The sequence below is a fragment of the Photobacterium sp. GJ3 genome (assembly GCF_018199995.1).
In the GTDB taxonomy this organism is placed as follows: Bacteria; Pseudomonadota; Gammaproteobacteria; order Enterobacterales; family Vibrionaceae; genus Photobacterium.
On the sequence record NZ_CP073579.1, the window covers coordinates 599,535 to 615,500 of the forward strand.

16 protein-coding genes are annotated in these 15,966 nt (G+C 48.9%); 9 read left to right on the forward strand and 7 right to left on the reverse strand.

Annotated features, from left to right (window positions below):
• Positions 1-175: 175 nt before the first annotated feature.
• Positions 176-517 (forward strand): hypothetical protein, encoded by a 342-nt coding sequence (locus KDD30_RS19570; protein WP_211651650.1) that lies wholly within the window; start codon positions 176-178, stop codon positions 515-517.
• A gap of 43 nt (positions 518-560) precedes the next feature.
• Here the strand turns inward: KDD30_RS19570 and KDD30_RS19575 are convergent, their stop codons facing one another.
• Positions 561-1,037 (reverse strand): hypothetical protein, encoded by a 477-nt coding sequence (locus KDD30_RS19575; RefSeq protein WP_211651651.1) that lies wholly within the window; start codon positions 1,035-1,037, stop codon positions 561-563.
• 215 nt (positions 1,038-1,252) lie between these two features.
• Positions 1,253-1,927 carry a MaoC family dehydratase gene (locus KDD30_RS19580; RefSeq protein ID WP_211651652.1) on the reverse strand — a complete coding sequence of 225 codons (675 nt, stop codon included), beginning with the start codon at positions 1,925-1,927 and terminating at the stop codon, positions 1,253-1,255.
• A gap of 476 nt (positions 1,928-2,403) precedes the next feature.
• Between KDD30_RS19580 and KDD30_RS19585 the strand changes: the two genes are divergently transcribed.
• From KDD30_RS19585 to KDD30_RS19610, 6 genes are all read left to right on the forward strand, one after another.
• Positions 2,404-3,513, forward strand: coding sequence for a serine hydrolase (locus KDD30_RS19585; protein WP_249199429.1), 1,110 nt, complete (start codon positions 2,404-2,406; stop codon positions 3,511-3,513).
• A 90-nt stretch (positions 3,514-3,603) separates the two neighbouring features.
• Positions 3,604-3,825: an alternative ribosome-rescue factor A gene (locus KDD30_RS19590; RefSeq protein ID WP_211651654.1), complete on the forward strand. Its 222-nt coding sequence runs from the start codon at positions 3,604-3,606 to the stop codon at positions 3,823-3,825.
• A 125-nt stretch (positions 3,826-3,950) separates the two neighbouring features.
• Positions 3,951-4,718: a molybdate ABC transporter substrate-binding protein gene (modA, locus tag KDD30_RS19595; RefSeq protein ID WP_211651895.1), complete on the forward strand. Its 768-nt coding sequence runs from the start codon at positions 3,951-3,953 to the stop codon at positions 4,716-4,718.
• Between the two features lie 25 nt (positions 4,719-4,743).
• Entirely contained in the window at positions 4,744-5,442 is a 699-nt protein-coding gene (modB, locus tag KDD30_RS19600; protein ID WP_211651655.1) for a molybdate ABC transporter permease subunit, read from the forward strand.
• Positions 5,442-6,527 (forward strand): molybdenum ABC transporter ATP-binding protein ModC, encoded by a 1,086-nt coding sequence (gene modC / locus KDD30_RS19605; protein WP_211651656.1) that lies wholly within the window; start codon positions 5,442-5,444, stop codon positions 6,525-6,527. Before modB ends, modC begins: the two co-directional genes overlap by 1 nt.
• A 410-nt stretch (positions 6,528-6,937) precedes the next feature.
• Positions 6,938-7,624, forward strand: coding sequence for a CAP domain-containing protein (locus tag KDD30_RS19610; protein ID WP_211651657.1), 687 nt, complete (start codon positions 6,938-6,940; stop codon positions 7,622-7,624).
• Positions 7,625-7,751: 127 nt separating this feature from the next.
• Here the strand turns inward: KDD30_RS19610 and KDD30_RS19615 are convergent, their stop codons facing one another.
• From KDD30_RS19615 to KDD30_RS24925, 5 genes are all read right to left on the reverse strand, one after another.
• On the reverse strand, positions 7,752-8,306 hold the full coding sequence (locus tag KDD30_RS19615) for a hypothetical protein (RefSeq protein ID WP_211651658.1): 555 nt from the start codon (positions 8,304-8,306) through the stop codon (positions 7,752-7,754).
• Between the two features lie 163 nt (positions 8,307-8,469).
• The gene (locus KDD30_RS19620; RefSeq protein ID WP_211651659.1) at positions 8,470-9,258 is read right to left on the reverse strand and encodes an alpha/beta fold hydrolase; all 789 of its coding nucleotides are present in this window, start codon (positions 9,256-9,258) and stop codon (positions 8,470-8,472) included.
• A 2-nt stretch (positions 9,259-9,260) separates the two neighbouring features.
• On the reverse strand, positions 9,261-10,304 hold the full coding sequence (locus tag KDD30_RS19625; RefSeq protein WP_249199431.1) for a M14 family zinc carboxypeptidase: 1,044 nt from the start codon (positions 10,302-10,304) through the stop codon (positions 9,261-9,263).
• Positions 10,305-10,444: 140 nt separating this feature from the next.
• Positions 10,445-10,702 (reverse strand): hypothetical protein, encoded by a 258-nt coding sequence (locus KDD30_RS24920; protein ID WP_371826122.1) that lies wholly within the window; start codon positions 10,700-10,702, stop codon positions 10,445-10,447.
• Positions 10,690-11,136, reverse strand: coding sequence for a DUF4336 domain-containing protein (locus KDD30_RS24925; protein ID WP_371826123.1), 447 nt, complete (start codon positions 11,134-11,136; stop codon positions 10,690-10,692). Before KDD30_RS24925 ends, KDD30_RS24920 begins: the two co-directional genes overlap by 13 nt.
• A 482-nt stretch (positions 11,137-11,618) precedes the next feature.
• Between KDD30_RS24925 and KDD30_RS19635 the strand changes: the two genes are divergently transcribed.
• Together KDD30_RS19635 and KDD30_RS19640 are read left to right on the forward strand one after the other, a co-directional pair.
• A complete protein-coding gene (locus tag KDD30_RS19635; RefSeq protein ID WP_211651661.1) occupies positions 11,619-12,734 on the forward strand; it encodes an efflux RND transporter periplasmic adaptor subunit in 1,116 nt (371 codons plus the stop codon).
• 2 nt (positions 12,735-12,736) lie between these two features.
• Complete coding sequence (locus KDD30_RS19640; protein WP_211651662.1) at positions 12,737-15,919, forward strand: efflux RND transporter permease subunit; 3,183 nt, start codon at positions 12,737-12,739, stop codon at positions 15,917-15,919.
• Positions 15,920-15,966: the final 47 nt, after the last annotated feature.

Sequence of the window (15,966 nt, forward strand, 5' to 3'; positions counted from 1 at the left end):
GGCCTTGTGTGCCGCTTTTTGTGTTGTCACTTCTGGTCGGAAATAAGCTTCGTATTTTATCTGATTGAAAAATAATGCTATTCTCCATCACCAGTTGTGAGTATGAATGCATTGTGTTGAGTATGATGGCGTGCTTTGGCAGGGTTGTCTGAACTGTCACGGAAAAGAGAAGATGTTGTTTCTAATCAAAATAATTTTGCTGCAGAACTTGCTTGCTGGTGGGGCAGTTTGGGTGGGTTATCGTTTTTTTGATGTGCCATACATGCTCGGACAGGATGCGCTTTTTTACATGTTTGCTTTGCAATGGGGCATGGCTGCGCTGGTTTGGAATGGTGGGCGTAGCAGTGTGAAGTATGATCAGGATCCTGCTGCGCGAACCACCAATAAGATGTTGTCATCTGCACAGGTTCAGGCTGATAAAAAGAAAGCGTTCGCAGCGAATTATCATTTTGGGCTGCAGCTATTTATTTCTGGTCTGCTGCCCTTGATTGTTTGCGTGATGTACTCGGTATTGTAAGACACACTACACCAGAGGTGTAGCGTGACGATGCAAGATTCGGTCAGGCTGTGTACGGCAGGTATCCTGTGAATCCACAGATTTTCCAGCCGCTGGTTGTGTGTTTCAGATAATAAATGGACTGCCAGAGTAATTCATCTGCTTGACCGTCCGCCCGCTGGATGGTGCCGCGGAACTGTTTCCGGGCAATGGCCCGCACGTTTTCAATGGTGATTTCATTGAGCGTTGTGGCGCGATGCACTGCCGTTTTCAACGGTTCAGCATAGGCCGTATTTTGAGCCACCAAGGCTTGCTTAAGCCATTCCTCCCGATAGTCGGCCAATGTAGAAAAGGCAAACGTCCATTGCGCAGGGTCCTGACTGTGGTTGGCATTGACGGCGTAGAATTCCTGTTCAATAAAATCTTCAGCAACCTGTGTCCAGTCAGCATCACAATAGGCCTGAATATCACGTGTAACCAGCATGTCCCAGATCTCGGCGCGATGGGTATCTTGTTCCGAAAATGGATTGGTCTTTATCATGTCTTCTCTCCCAAAAAACAGCTTGATAGGGCGGCCACAAAAAATGTGGCGAAACCGTCGGCTATCAAACTGGATTTTCGGCGGAATTGGAACTCTGGGTGTGAGATGTTGGGATCTCAGGCAAAGAATTGAGTTTTAGGGGAAAAGTGACGATTGCTGCTTGATGTTCTTAAAGAAAAATCCCGCTTTATAACAGAGATATAAAGCGGGATTTTTTAGAAGTACAGTCTGACAACAGATTCTGCGACACAGCCAGGGCGGCGGCAGCCTTCAATTTCGACTGAAATTTCCTGAACAATTTCTAGTCCCCGTTTAATTGGCGTGACTGACTGAATTTTGGTGCGTGCACGAACACGATTTCCGGATTTGACCGGGTACGGGAAGCGCACCTGATTCAGTCCGTAATTCACCGTCATCTTCGCCGTCGGAAACTTCATATTATCCGGGTCAACGCTATCGGTCAGAACAGAAAGTAAAGACAGCGTCAGAAAACCATGCGCAATCGTGGTTTTAAACGGTGATTCTTGTTCTGCGCGCTCGGGATCAGTGTGAATCCACTGATGATCTTCTGTCACGTCAGCAAAACGATTGATTCGGTCCTGATCAATCGTCAACCATTCACCCACGTGAATTTCTTCACCGAGCGAACCATTTAATGTTTCCATGAGCTTGGCTGCTTCCGGGTGCAATTCAACAGGTGCAGGGGCAACATTCTGATTTACAGTGCCATTCGAAGCAATGCTTTCAGTTTTTGTCCAGCCATTGACATGCGCTTTATTTAAAAACTCAATCCAGTAATCACGGATTGATGGCGACAACCAATCTTTTAGCTCGAATGGATGCTTGGCCAGAATTTCACTTTTTTGTTTGAGAAAGTCGACCACTTTCATGCGTACCAACCTTTATCGATTTTTCTTCGTATGATTGAGGCGGCATATTGAATCTTGGCTGATCAGCGTCAGGATCAAAATGTGCCCTTGATCTCAATAAACTCATCGGATGAGTTGCCATTATTATAAATCAAAGTCTTTTAGTCACTGTAAACTGTGCGTCAAATCATGTTTCAGATGCTTATTGTGATCCTCATCACACTTTTTGGGGTGTCACTCAAGGTCAGAGTTCACATTACATACAGTCAAGGATTTTTATATTTAAATGAGATTTATATCATAAACATTCGGGTGAATATGACTGTTGATACTTTGGAGTATAGATTGTCGCAGGAAAAAGAAGCGAAAATTGTGCGGTTGGTTCCTTTTTGAACGACATGCGTTATACCTAGGTTATACCTGTTCTGCAGGGAGAAACGTTGTCAGGTGGGGTTGTGTGTTGTCGAACCTGGTTGTGGTGTTGTCTGATTCTATGGGTGTCTTACAGGGTAAGTGCTGCACCTGGCGATGAAATTGTTTTTGCGCTGGATAAATCAGTGAACCAGGCTGTTGAGCAGTCGATTCCTGGTGCGTCTCTGGCGGTGATCGTGAATGGTCAGATTCGGCTATTGAGAGGTTACGGTGTCACAAAGGTGGGTGGGGCAAAGAAAATTGACTCTGCCACCATCTTTCCGCTGGCTTCCATTTCTAAAACGTTTGCCTCTGCGGCAACAGCGATGCTTGTGGATCGGGGGTTACTTGAATGGGACACCCATGTCGTTCCATATCTTGACAAAATACAGTTCAGCGACCCGGCTCTGGGAAAATCGGTCACCTTAAGAAATGTGCTTTCACATACCACTGGATTGGTTCCGCAAGCCTATTCAGATTTACTTGAAAACGATGTGAGTTATCGACGTATCCTTTCGATTCTGGATCGGGTGAAGTTCGTTTGTGATCCCGGGGAATGTTATGGATATCAAAATATCGTCTATAACCTGAGTGCCGATATGATCACACTGGCTGCAGGCATGGATTACGCACAGTTCGTCAGCGAGCAAATTTTTATTCCATTGCACATGCAACATGCCAGTTTTGGTCTGAAAGCTTTCCTGAATTCAGAGAATCGGGTAGAGCCACATGTCCGAGTCAAAAAAGGATATGCTTCTGTTAAACCAGCGCCTTACTATTATCAGGTGCCTGCGGCTGCCGGTGTGAATGCAAGTTCACAAGATTTAGCACAATGGATGCTGGCACAGTTTGGTCAGTACCCTGAAGTGGTCAGTGATGAGAATCTGGCATTACTTCATCAGCCTGCCATTCGGGCGAACCAATACCGGTACCGTGCAAAACTGGATAATGTGTATTACGGTCTGGGGTGGCGAACCTTTGATTATCAAGGGATTACCGGGTTTGTACACCATGGCGGTTGGGTGCGCGGGATCAGAACAGAAATGTTATTTCATCCTGCAACACAAACAGGCATGGTGTTTCTGACCAATTGTGAAACAGACTACGCCCGAGAAATTGTACTTGAATTTTTGAGCCTGTATCAACGATATATTGACCCAGCATCCTCTGAACGGGAAGTAGCAACAGCGGATTAAAAAATTTTTGTGGACCCCTTGATATTTGGTCTGTCAGGCGTACACTTCGCTTGAAATTTGCCTTTTAGATGAACGACAAAGGAGCGAACGATGGCAAAGAAACACAAACATTCCCAGCAGCAAGCAGCGGTGTCAGAACCGTCTGAAAGCCTGACTGAACATGGGCGGGGTGCGATTCAGGATAATGCCCTGAAAGCTATCGTCACGAGTAAGATTTTTCGCAGCCGCGTTGAAAAATCCAAAAAAGGCAAAGGAAGCTTTCAACGGAAGGCAAAACACGGCGGACGAGAGTCCTGGCCAATCGCCGCTTAACTGAGTTGTGATTGCCCAGGACTCTTTTTTGATATGAGTAATATTCTGACTTTGTGGTCAGGATTCATAAGGTCGGGTATAGTGGTTTTCTTCTCTGCCTGAGTATTTGATTTGAAAGGAGTCTAATCGTGAAACGAAACTGGCTACACCTGTTCTCGCTGTTATTTTTCCTCAATGTCCAGACAGCCCACGCAGAAGAAAAAGTATTGGTTTTTGCAGCCTCTTCCTTAACGAATGCCTTGACTGAACTGGCTGAGCAATTTGAAACCCAAACGGGAGATCAGATTGTTCTGTCCTTTGCTTCCTCCTCTGCACTTGCCCGTCAACTGGCACAAGGGGCACCGGCTGATATTTATCTTTCTGCAAACACCAAATGGATGGACTATGTCGAGGCTCAGCAGGTGGTGAATGCGGATACGCGAAAAGATTTGCTTCACAATCGCCTGGTTTTGATCGGCCATGCGTCATCAACACTTGGGCTGATAACGCTGGGCAATGAACTGGATCTGGCTGCGCTGCTGAATGGCAGCCGGATTGCTGTTGGGGATCCGAACCATGTGCCAGCCGGTATTTATGCGAAACAGGCGCTGACTTCCTTAGGACTGTGGCAGCAGGCTGAACCTCGGTTGGCGAGGGCAAACAATGTTCGTGCCGCTTTGTTGTATGTTGAACGACAGGAAGCAGCGCTCGGGATTGTTTATCAGACAGATGCTCAGATTGCAGCAAATGTTCGTGTGATTGCACCGTTCCCGCAAGGCAGCCATGATCCAATTACTTACCCAATGGTCTTAACGCAAAAACAACCTTCTGGTATGGCACTGGCATTTTATCGTTTTCTTGAATCAGATCATGCGGCAGACGTATTTAAAAAATATGGTTTTTCCATGGATTAACCTGAAAAATCAAGAAGACTGAACCATGGATGTTTTGACTTTAAGCGATTACGAAATCACAGCACTTCAGCTCAGTCTGAAAGTTGCGCTCACGGCTGTATTGATCAGTCTGCCCGCTGGCATTGCCTGTGCCTGGGCACTGGCAAGAGGGCGCTTTTGGGGAAAGTCACTGCTGGATGGGCTGGTTCACCTGCCTTTGGTGTTACCCCCCGTTGTTGTGGGTTATCTGCTGCTGGTGCTGATGGGCCGGCAAGGGCTGATCGGCGCGTATCTGTATGATTGGTTTGGCCTTACTTTTGGTTTCAGCTGGCGGGGAGCGGTGCTGGCTGTTGCTGTTGTCGCCTTCCCGCTGATGGTCCGATCAATTCGGCTGGCATTGGAAAATGTCGATCCCAAGCTGGAGCAGGCTGCCCGGACTTTAGGGGCAAATCCCGTACAGGTCTTTCTGACCATCACACTTCCACTGATGCTGCCAGGTATTCTGACCGGTACCGTTCTGGCTTTTGCCCGCGCGTTGGGTGAGTTTGGTGCCACGATTACTTTCGTTTCGAATATTCCCGGAGAAACACAGACGATCCCGCTGGCGATGTTTTCTTTTATCGAAACGCCGGGCGCAGAAACAGAAGCGGCCCGCTTATGCGCGATTGCAGTTGCCATTGCTTTATTGTCGCTTGTGCTCTCAGAGTGGCTCGCCCGAGTCGCGCGGCGCCGTTTGGAGGGTTAATGTTCGAACTGACAGCAATAAAACAGGTCGGGCAGTTCAGGCTGAATGTCGATCTCAGATTGCCTGATTCCGGGATTACCGCGATTTTTGGGCGTTCAGGCGCAGGAAAAACCTCACTGATTCATCTTGTCAGTGGCCTGACTCAGCCGGATGAAGGAAGAGTTGTTCTGGGGGAGCATGTCTTGTGTGATACGTTTCAGGGCATTGATTTACCGCCGGAAAAGCGTCGTATCGGTTACGTTTTTCAGGACGCCAGATTATTCCCGCATTATAAAGTTCGTGGAAATTTGCTGTATGGCTGGCGGGGAAAGCACGATCCAACTTTTTTTGATGAAGTGATTCACCTGCTCGATATTGCTCATTTGCTCAATCGTTATCCTTCGGGTTTGTCTGGCGGAGAAAAACAGCGGGTTGCGATTGGCAGAGCGCTCTTGAGCCGCCCGGACATGTTATTGATGGATGAGCCTTTGGCTTCACTTGATTTACCCAGAAAGCAGGAACTGATGCCTTATCTGGAGTCGCTGGCAAAAAGCGTCAAGATTCCGATGCTTTATGTGAGCCACAGTCTGGACGAGATTTTACGGCTTGCCGATCATATGGTGGTACTGGATCAGGGAAAAGTGGTTGCGAATGGACCATTGACCGATGTGTGGGGGTCATCTGTGATGCAACCCTGGCTGAGTACCAAAGAGCAGAGCTCGATATTACAATTGAGTGTCAAACGGCATCACCCGGATTACCCGTTAACCGAGCTTGAAATTTGCTCCGAGATTCCTTTATGGGTCAGCCGGGTGCGTCGGCAGGCAGGGGAGTCGGTGCGTGTCCGTATACACGCCAATGATGTTTCAATCACTCGAATCAAGCCTGAACAAACCAGTATCCGTAATGTGATGCCTGCTCGGGTCGAAGGCATTGAACAGCATCGGTATCAGGCGGATGTTGCTGTGATCCGTTTACGGGTCGGCAGCTCTGTATTGATGGCTAATATAACCACTTGGGCGTTGGATGAACTCAACTTGCATGTCGGTGACTCACTGTATGCACAGATCAAAGGGGTCAGCCTGAGCCAGCAAGATCTTGCTTGAGTCCGTTTTTTCTTTGGTGCTCTAAGTGATCTAAACGATATTTTTGCGAGCACTAAAAACACTATTTGGGTCCAAAAAAGAACAAATTGGTTAAAAAGTAGCCAATCTATCCAGGTTAACTTTTGAACAATGTACAAGCGATTTAACCAACTGTTTCACCGCTATTAAAAGCAATTTTCTGCGCGAAAAATGACAAATATTTGTGTCAAATGATTGTCAGAAAGTGTGTTTTTTAATCACCGACTATTGCTAGCCTAAGCCTTCAGTCAGTATATTCTTCCACCGTTGTTGGCTGATTTGATAGTTGCACCTGTAAAGGTTGCCTATTGCAGAGACATGTTTCTGAAGCATCTTTTTTGATGCCTCTGCCTTATCAATCAGGATCTTATTATTACTAAGTGGAAGTACCCATGCGAATTCTTACAGTTTTGATTCTTTCAATGGTTGCACTGGTTGGCTGTGGCGGTTCAGGCAGTGATTCAGGCAGTTCATCTTCATCGCCATCCGGTAACAGCACCACAACCAATGGTGGCACTTCAGACAGACCTGATTCAGGAGAATGGAATCAGAATACCGGCGGTTCAAGCAATACAGGCTCAAATGGTTCAGATTCTGGCTCTGCGGGATCTGGCAGTAACAGTGGTTCAGATACCGGCTCGAATACCGGTGGATCGGATCAATCAATGGCAGACGAAATGCTGGCTGCTGTGAATCAGGCTCGAGCGCAAGGTCAAGACTGTGGTGGGACCTGGTATCCGGCCGTTGGTGCGCTGACCTGGGATTATGCTCTTGAAGAAGCAGCGTTCGTTCACTCAAGCAATATGGCGAACTATGATTTCTTCAGCCATACCGGGATTGACGGCTCTACACCAAGCTCTCGCGTCACTGCTCAAGGCTATAACTGGAAAACCGTGGGTGAAAACATTGCAGCCGGTCAGAAAAGTGTTTCAGCTGTGATGCAAGGTTGGCTGGACAGCCCTGGCCACTGTAAAAACATCATGAATGGCAGCTTCACACAGATGGGCGCTTCTTCTGTGACCAACTCTGGCAGCCAGTACGGCATTTACTGGACTCAGGTGTTTGCTGCACCGAAATAATCTGAAATAAAACAATGCTTTGGTTTTCAGTTTTTTCATGGCATTGCTATGCATGTCATGAACACCGAACAAACCAAGGGATTTGATAAAGCCCCTGATTGAACGGATAAATCAATCAGGGGCTGTTTTATTTGTGCCATTGCTGGTAGGCATCAATACAGCGAATGCCGGGTAGTTTTTGTTTGAAACTGTCATCGATTCCTTTTTTGCTGTAATTCTTCAGTTCGACATTATATTTTGCGGTGACCAGATCGTAGTTCTGAGAATGGATGATGGTGCCGGCACATTGCCGTTTGTACTGATCCCAGTCACTGTAATACTTGACATAAAAGGTCTGCGTCCAGGCGCCGCCTGAACCTGTTTCATCACCGGTGATCTTTCTGTTCACGATATTTTCTGCATAGTATTCCCAGCTACCGTCGTCGAAAATTGTAAATTGTGCCGGATTATCATATTGAAGACCCTCGCGAAAATAGGCGAGGTTGGTGAACTGAAAAGCAATGTTTTTCGTGCCGGGTGTTTTGTCTGTCCGGACAGGCAGATAGATCGTCTGGGTTTTATCAAACGGCGAAGTGGCCGCCTCTGCAGCTGCTTTTTCGTCGTTTTCACCTGAACTGCAGCCTTGAAGACCCAACAGACCCAGAGTGATGAGAACGAACAGGATACTGTGTCGATACATCATGGATTCTCCTTTGCGATACACATCAATGAATTTCGCCATCGTGCATCAGGCTTATCACTCTTGAGAATACCGACAAAGTTCCGGTTCAGGCGTATCAAGCATGAGACGAGTCGAATCTGAGTCATTCAGAAACTCAAGTCTGTTCTAAGGAAGCGTGCAGGAATTAGTTGATGTCCTGCCAGAAGTTCAGTGCCAAGCGGCAGACCCACTCCGGATCATCCAGCGGCAAGTCGTGCCCCGCGCTGGGGTGAACATGCAACGGGCACCGCCAGTGTTCAGCCAGCAGTTGGCTGCAGGATATGTCGACCAGTTCATCATGCTGAGAGGCGAGCAGCAGCACAGGTTTGTCCGGGACATCTTTATACCGGAAGGTCGCAGCAGCATTGAGTTGTCTCAGCAGATTCTTCCGTTCGGTCGGGCATTCTTTACGCCATTTCAGCCATGATCTTAAGATGTCAGGATCATCTGGAAACATATTCGAGGTCATTTTCAGGATCTCAGCTTCCTGTACAGAGGGCTGACTGAACATCAGCCGGAGAATCTTCGGATATTGCTGCCAGCGCAGGCGTTTGTAGAAAGGAGATTGCTTGCCGTCACTCGTGTTTAACAACACAAGGGATTTGACTTCTTCCGGGTAGAGCCGTGCCCATTCCAGTGCGATCATCCCACCCATGGAAATGGCCAGCAGATCATAAGTGCCTGCATCCGGCGCCCCCGGTATCTCTAATTGACGAGCATGCAGGAAATGCAGTTGCTGGTGCAGGTCATCCACCATCGCACTCACGGTCGCGGGGGAAGATTCCAGAAATCGCTGCCCATTACCAGCCAGATCTAATGCGATGACTGTACGAAAAGGGAACTTCAGCTTCAACTGACGCACAAAATCGCCCCAGTGACGCTGTTCGCGCAATAACCCCCGGAGCAGAATAATCGGTCGATGGCTTTGGTTCATACTTAGGATTCCTGAAAATTGTCGCGGTACCAGAGTGAATGTGCCTGTTGCCAATGCTCTCCCTGAGGATCATGGCTGAACCAGTTGGTATAAGCTTCGGTCGCATTGATCAGAAAGTCTAACAGAACAAGATGTTTACGCAGCGTGCGCTCCACACGGTGTTTTTTCAGCGGATGGAACAAGCCAAGCGGATGCCAGAGCTGAAGCGGATTTTTCCTCACCCACAGCCAGGAGCCCATCTCCAGTGTCAGCGGTAATAAAGTCCGGCCATGGGCGGTGATTTGATCATACAGATAGTCCCAGAGATCACCGTGGCAGGTATAGTGTTTGGTTTGGGGTTCGAATACGTAATTCTGATGGGGATAGGCCTGAAAGAACATGTTTCTGAGCTGAAAAATACTGCCCAGGTGTGACACCGGGGTTTGTTTACTTTTGGCATAGGGAAACCAGATTCGGTCTTTCACGCCGAAACCGGAATGGCAATCCAGCGCAATCATGAAGCGACTGTGTTTGCTTTGTGTGATCACACGATCCACCAGCAGTTGTGCTTCTGCTTCCATGGGGGCATTGGCTTTGCCACGATACCAGGGGATTTTACGGCTGAAGCGATGGCCGCCAACGAGCCAGGCCGTTTTTTCAACACTGTCAACCGGTGCATTGCGCATCAGATCAACATGCTGTGCGTTGGAGCGCCATTGCATCGCCATGCCAACCGGGTTAAGCAAAGGAATTGCGATGATCTGCATCTGTTGCAGTGAGCGTTGCAGGCTGATGTCCCACTTTTGCCGCGCACATAAACTGGAGAGAAGCGACAGGAGTACTTGGGTCCCGATTCGCTCCAGTCCATGAACACCGCCCACCAGAAACAGGCAGGGAAGGCCTGGGGCAGGATTCCCCAAGCGGCATTCATAAATCGGAAAATTCTGAGACTGGTAATGAATGTCCAGTAACTTCTCTGCCCGCATTTCATCGGGACGATGACCCGCATGGGTTTGAATTAAAGTCTCAAGCTGGGCAAGTTCGGGCAAACGTTCAGCTATATTCACTCCTACCTCATCATTCTTCTGAAAAAAGGGGGCTCTGAAAGTCCGTGTCATCAGTGTGCACGAAAATGCTGACAGTCAGATTGCAGCAGTTCTACAAAGTGATTGTCTTGTTGAGCTTAGTCCCGATTTATCCGAAGTGTTCAGGAATCCACTGAAGCGAGTGCCCAGCGAAATGCTTCAGAAAAGAGGTGCTTACCGTCTTCGTGGATGACATGCCCGTGTGCGAACAGAATCCGGTCAAACGGCCAGGTCAGAATTTCCTGCAGAGATTGTCTGAGCCGGGTTTTATCGTGGAAGGTTTTGCGAAAATACAGGGGCATTGCCGGACGAAAATAACAGCCGTTGGCGATCGCCAGCGCTACGGTTGCCGGATGATACTGATTTTTCATCCAGGCCATGGTGTCCCCAGAATCAGGGTTTGTGAGTCTGGGTCGCAGAACACAACTTCTTCCGAGACATCGCAACCGCGTAAGACGGTTTGCAGCAGCTGTCCGCGCCATTGCGGCGGACACTGGCTGCTGAGTGTCTGATCGAAAACGAGATCAGTACGTTTTAATGCCAGGCCGGGGGATGCATAAAAAGTTGCCTGCGGGTAGGCAAGCCACCATTCAGACAAAAACAGATGGTGGTTCAGGTTTGGGGTCACGATGGCCTGTACACGTCCAAGCTTTGATAAAGCCAACTGGATTTTTGTGGTGAGCTGAATCGGCGAGTGAATCAGTAATTGATTGTCGTCTAATCGGATCACGGTCATCCGGCTGCCGACAGGAACGCCAAAACGTTTCCAGGGCATGTCAAAATACCAGATGCGATTTCGATGCCATTCAATCATTGCTTTCATCCTAAAAGCCAATCCCTTGTTTTGGCGGAGTCTATCAGAGTTTTTTTCTGTCAGAAACAGCGACATGTTTTGATGCGACTTTTAAGATAGCGGAGGTTGTGAACATTTCAGCGTGGCATCTGGCTGAATGAGTATCGAAGGAATTGCAATGCTGTTCTGGTATGCCGTGAACTCACTCATGCCATGTAATTTCCACGACTGTCATCTCAATGAAAATAAAATAAATATACAATCAAAATGTATTTTTTTATGTGAGTTAACATATTCAACTGAATACAGTTAAAACAAGGAAATGGTTCTTTTTATCTATTCGTCTGGCAAGTAGAATCCCATAGGTTTTATTGAGCGTATTTATCAGTAAAAGCTGATGATGGTGTCACAGCGTTTCATCATCATTTCAAAATGAGTCGGGAAAAATTGCGTTAGACTTGAGTCATGGTGATCGTGACGTTTCGTCATAAAAGGAGATGATGATGAGAGGACTTCGGGCCTTGTCGAGGTGGCTGTCTGCCAGACCCTATTTTTATGCTATCGGCATTACGATAGCAATTATTGTGTGGATGCTGTCGGGTCAAAGTAAGACAGAAGATCATACAGCGCAAGTTGCCGGGGCGTCGGGGGCGGCTGCCACTGAAACTGCAGCTCAGGCGCCAATCCCTAAAGTCAGAATAACCACATTTCAGGCTGAGCAGGTTTACCGCAGTCTGACGCTGTACGGTAAAACGGAACCCAGCCGTCAGGCCACGGTGAAAGCCGAGGTGACTGGCAGAGTGATTGAAGTGGTCGCGCAGCGGGGAAGCTTTGTTCAAGAAGGTCAAATTATTGCATTGCTGGCCAAAGATGACCGTCCGGAACAGCTTCGCCGGGCCAAAGCACAACTGAAACAGCGTCAGATTGAATATGATGGTGTCAAGCAGTTGAACGCGAAAGGATTTCAGGGCAGAGCGCGACTGGCTGAAGCAGAAGCGGCTTTGGTTGACGCTCAGGCCAATGTTGCATCACTGACACTGGCACTTGAGAAAACCACGATTCGTGCCCCGCTCAGCGGTATTTTGAATGATCGTTTGGTTGAAGTCGGGGATTACGCTCAGGTCGGCGACCCGATCGGCACGATTGCTGATATCAATCCGCTGATTGTACGGGCAGATGTTACGGAATCAGACATTCTGAAAATCCGGCTCCATCAGGATGCGAATGCACGTTTAGTGGGCGGTATTCCGGTTTCAGGCAAAGTGCGCTACATCTCAAAAGTTGCGAATGAAGCGACAAACACATTCCGTATTGAAGTCTCTTTTGACAATCCTGATTTGCAGCTTCTGGCAGGAACCAGCGCTGAGTTGCAGGTGCCACTGGAAGAAACAGAAGCCATCAAAGTCACCCCTGCGGTACTGGCTTTAGATGATGTGGGTAACCTCGGCGTGAAAACGGTTGAAGGAGATGCCGTTGTCTTTACCCCAGTGAATGTGGTGAAAAGTGACGGTGATGGCACCTGGCTGGGTGGTTTTTCCGGTCAGGTTGATGTGATTACTGTCGGCCAGGGGTTTGTCCGGCCCGGCGATCGGGTTGAAGCGATTAAATTGGAGAACTGAGGATGCTTGGGATTATTGATGCTGCTTTGCATCGCACCCGCACCGTTGTACTGATTTTGATCTTGCTTCTGGTCAGCGGCTACATGAGTTATGTCAGCATTCCGAAAGAAGCTGAACCTGACATCACCATTCCTTTTATTTATGTGTCGATTTCTCATAGCGGGATTTCCCCGGAAGATGCCGAACGTTTGTTGCTCAGACCCATGGAGCAGGAACTGAGGGGCATTGATGGCGTAAAGGAAATGACGTCCACTGCCAGTGAAGGGCACGCTTCAGTTTTGCTCGAATTTGATGCCGGTGCGGATCCCAAAGAATCACTGGCGGATGTTCGGGAAAAAGTCAGTCTGGCAAAAGCCAAACTGCCCGATGAAACCGATGAACCCACGGTGAATGAAGTCACCATGGCGACAGAGAATCCTGCCATCACGGTGATGTTGTCCGGTTCAGCCCCAGAACGTGCACTAATTACCATTGCCCGGGATCTGAAAGACAAGCTTGAAGGCATGCGGGAAGTTCTGGAAGTAGACATTGGTGGTGACCGGGAAGATATGATTGAAATCCTGGTCGATCCACTGTTGATGGAAAGTTACGATCTGGATCAGGGGGATATCTACAATCTGATTTCCCGGAATAACCGCCTGGTGGCCGCCGGTACACTGGACAGCGGGGAAGGCCGATTTCCGATCAAACTGCCTGCGGTGTTCGACAATATTAAAGATGTCATGGAAATGCCGGTCAAAGTGTCCGGTGATAAAGTGGTGACCTTTGGTGATGTCGCCACGGTGCGGCGCACCTTTCAGGATGCTGAATCCTACGCACGGGTGAACGGGCAGCCAGCGGTTTCGCTGGAGGTGAAAAAACGTCCGGGTGAAAACATTATTGAAACGGTGGGTCAGGTCAAAGCCTTGATCAGTCAGGAGCAAGAATTCTGGCCACCGAACATTCATGTCGACTATACCGGCGATCAGTCCAAGCATGTGAAAACCATGTTGAACGATCTCCAGAACAACGTGCTGTCTGCCATTCTGCTGGTTGTGATTGTGATCATCGCGATTTTGGGCGGGCGAACAGCACTGTTGGTCGGGATTGCCATTCCCGGTTCTTTTTTAACCGGGATACTGGCGCTGTCTGTGCTGGGTTATACGGTGAATATGGTCGTGCTGTTCGCGCTGATTATGGCGGTCGGGATGCTGGTGGATGGTGCGATTGTGGTCACTGAGTATGCGGATCGGGAAATGAGCGAAGGCACTCCCCGATATGAAGCTTACAAGAAAGCGTCGAAGCGGATGGCATGGCCCATCATTGCTTCAACGGCAACCACATTGGCTGCTTTTGGTCCCTTGTTGTTCTGGCCGGGGATCATGGGCGAGTTCATGAAGTTCCTGCCGCTGACTCTGATCATGACACTGGTCGCTTCTTTGCTGATGGCACTCATCTTTGTTCCCACACTGGGCGGATTGATCGGTCGGCCAAGAAATATCTCGGCTGAAAAACGTCAGCGCTTTATTGAAGCGGAAGAAGGCGACATTGAACATCTGCCGGGCGCGACGGGGACTTATGTGCGTGTGCTCAAAGGCGCACTGAAGCGGCCATGGAAAGTGCTGATGGGGGCGCTGGTCTTTTCTGCGGCTGTGATCGTTTTGTACGGTCAGGCCGGAAATGGCACAGAGTTTTTTCCTGAGGTTGAGCCTGAAGGATTCAATATTGTGGTCCGGTCTCAGGGGGATCTGTCGATTGAAGAAAAAGATGTGCTGGTGCAGGAAGTTGAACATCAGTTGCTGGGCTTACCCGAGGTGGAAACTTTGTATGCACGAACAGGTGGAGATGACCGTATCGGCACCATTCGTGTGAATCTGATCGACTGGCAGGAACGTCGTCCTGCGGAAGAAACCATTGAAGCAATTCGGGAGCGAACCGCCGGATTAGCCGGTGTTCGGATCGAAGTTAAAAAGGATGAGTCCGGCCCGCCGACCGGTGATAAAGATGTCAATCTGGAAATCAGTTCCCGTTTTCCGGAAGTACTGAAAGACACGGTTGGGAAAATCCGCAAAGAGCTGGAGTCGAACCCGGCATTTACCAACATTGACGACACCAGCCCGAAACCTGGGATTGAATGGCAGATCAAAGTCAGAAGAGACGATGCTGCGCGCTTCGGTGCGGATGCAACTCTGGTCGGGAATAATGTTCAGTTTGTCACAACAGGCTTAACTCTGGGTGAGTACCGTGCTGATGATGTGGACGACGAAATGGATATCCGGGTGCGTTTTCCGGAGCAGTATCGTCATATCACTCGTCTCGAAGAGCTGCGACTGAAAACCGCGCAGGGACAGGTGCCTTTAAGTAATTTCAGCACGCTTCAAGCGGCCAATAAGCTCGACACCATCGAGAAAGTCGATGGTCGTCAGGCCTTGTCAGTGACGGCTGATATGGCACCGGGCTACAACCTGAGTATTGTGTTGCCTCAGGTCATGGCACGATTGCCGGAGCTGGGACTGGATCCTCGCGCTCAGATCACCTTACGGGGTGAAAATGAGGAGCAGGAAAAAGCCTCTGCATTTCTGAGCAAGGCGTTCATGGTTGCAATGGCAGTGATGGCGATTATTCTGGTGACTCAGTTCAATTCGCTTTATCAGGCGTTCCTGATTTTAACGGCAGTACTGTTCTCAACCGTGGGCGTTTTGTTGGGGCTACTGGTCTTCAATCAGCCGTTTGGGATTGTGATGTCCGGGATCGGGATCATCTCGCTGGCGGGGATTGTGGTGAACAACAATATTGTCCTGATTGATACTTACAATGTGTTGCGTCATCAGGGCATGGAGCCAATTGAAGCGATTCTGAGAACCGGGGCACAACGTTTGCGTCCCGTACTCATGACCACGGTGACGACCATTCTGGGCCTGATGCCAATGGTGATGATGGTGAACGTGGATCTGATTCAGCGGAAAGTTGAATTCGGCGCACCGTCCACGCAAATGTGGGCACAGCTGGCGACTGCTGTTGCAGGCGGCCTTGCATTCGCAACGGTTCTGACGCTGGTGATCACGCCCTGTATGCTGGCCTTGGGGATTCGTCGTCAGTTACGTAAAGATGCGAAAGCCAGACAACGGCAGGCACCGCACCTGATTGATGATGAAGCAGAACAATTGAATGAACGCGAACAGAAAGCGCTCGAAAGAGTGGGTTAAGTTGGATCAATGATGTGCTCAATGAAAAAACGCCACCGACACGGTGG

Coding starts and splice junctions, on each gene's coding strand:
- KDD30_RS19640 (WP_211651662.1), top strand. CDS start 12,737: ATGCTTGGGATTATTGATGCTGCTTTGCATCGCACCCGCACCGTTGTA.
- KDD30_RS19580 (WP_211651652.1), bottom strand. CDS start 1,927: ATGAAAGTGGTCGACTTTCTCAAACAAAAAAGTGAAATTCTGGCCAAG.
- modB (WP_211651655.1), top strand. CDS start 4,744: ATGGATGTTTTGACTTTAAGCGATTACGAAATCACAGCACTTCAGCTC.
- KDD30_RS19615 (WP_211651658.1), bottom strand. CDS start 8,306: ATGATGTATCGACACAGTATCCTGTTCGTTCTCATCACTCTGGGTCTG.
- modC (WP_211651656.1), top strand. CDS start 5,442: ATGTTCGAACTGACAGCAATAAAACAGGTCGGGCAGTTCAGGCTGAAT.
- KDD30_RS19635 (WP_211651661.1), top strand. CDS start 11,619: ATGAGAGGACTTCGGGCCTTGTCGAGGTGGCTGTCTGCCAGACCCTAT.
- KDD30_RS19575 (WP_211651651.1), bottom strand. CDS start 1,037: ATGATAAAGACCAATCCATTTTCGGAACAAGATACCCATCGCGCCGAG.
- KDD30_RS24925 (WP_371826123.1), bottom strand. CDS start 11,136: ATGATTGAATGGCATCGAAATCGCATCTGGTATTTTGACATGCCCTGG.
- KDD30_RS19620 (WP_211651659.1), bottom strand. CDS start 9,258: ATGAACCAAAGCCATCGACCGATTATTCTGCTCCGGGGGTTATTGCGC.
- KDD30_RS19610 (WP_211651657.1), top strand. CDS start 6,938: ATGCGAATTCTTACAGTTTTGATTCTTTCAATGGTTGCACTGGTTGGC.
- KDD30_RS24920 (WP_371826122.1), bottom strand. CDS start 10,702: ATGGCCTGGATGAAAAATCAGTATCATCCGGCAACCGTAGCGCTGGCG.
- KDD30_RS19590 (WP_211651654.1), top strand. CDS start 3,604: ATGGCAAAGAAACACAAACATTCCCAGCAGCAAGCAGCGGTGTCAGAA.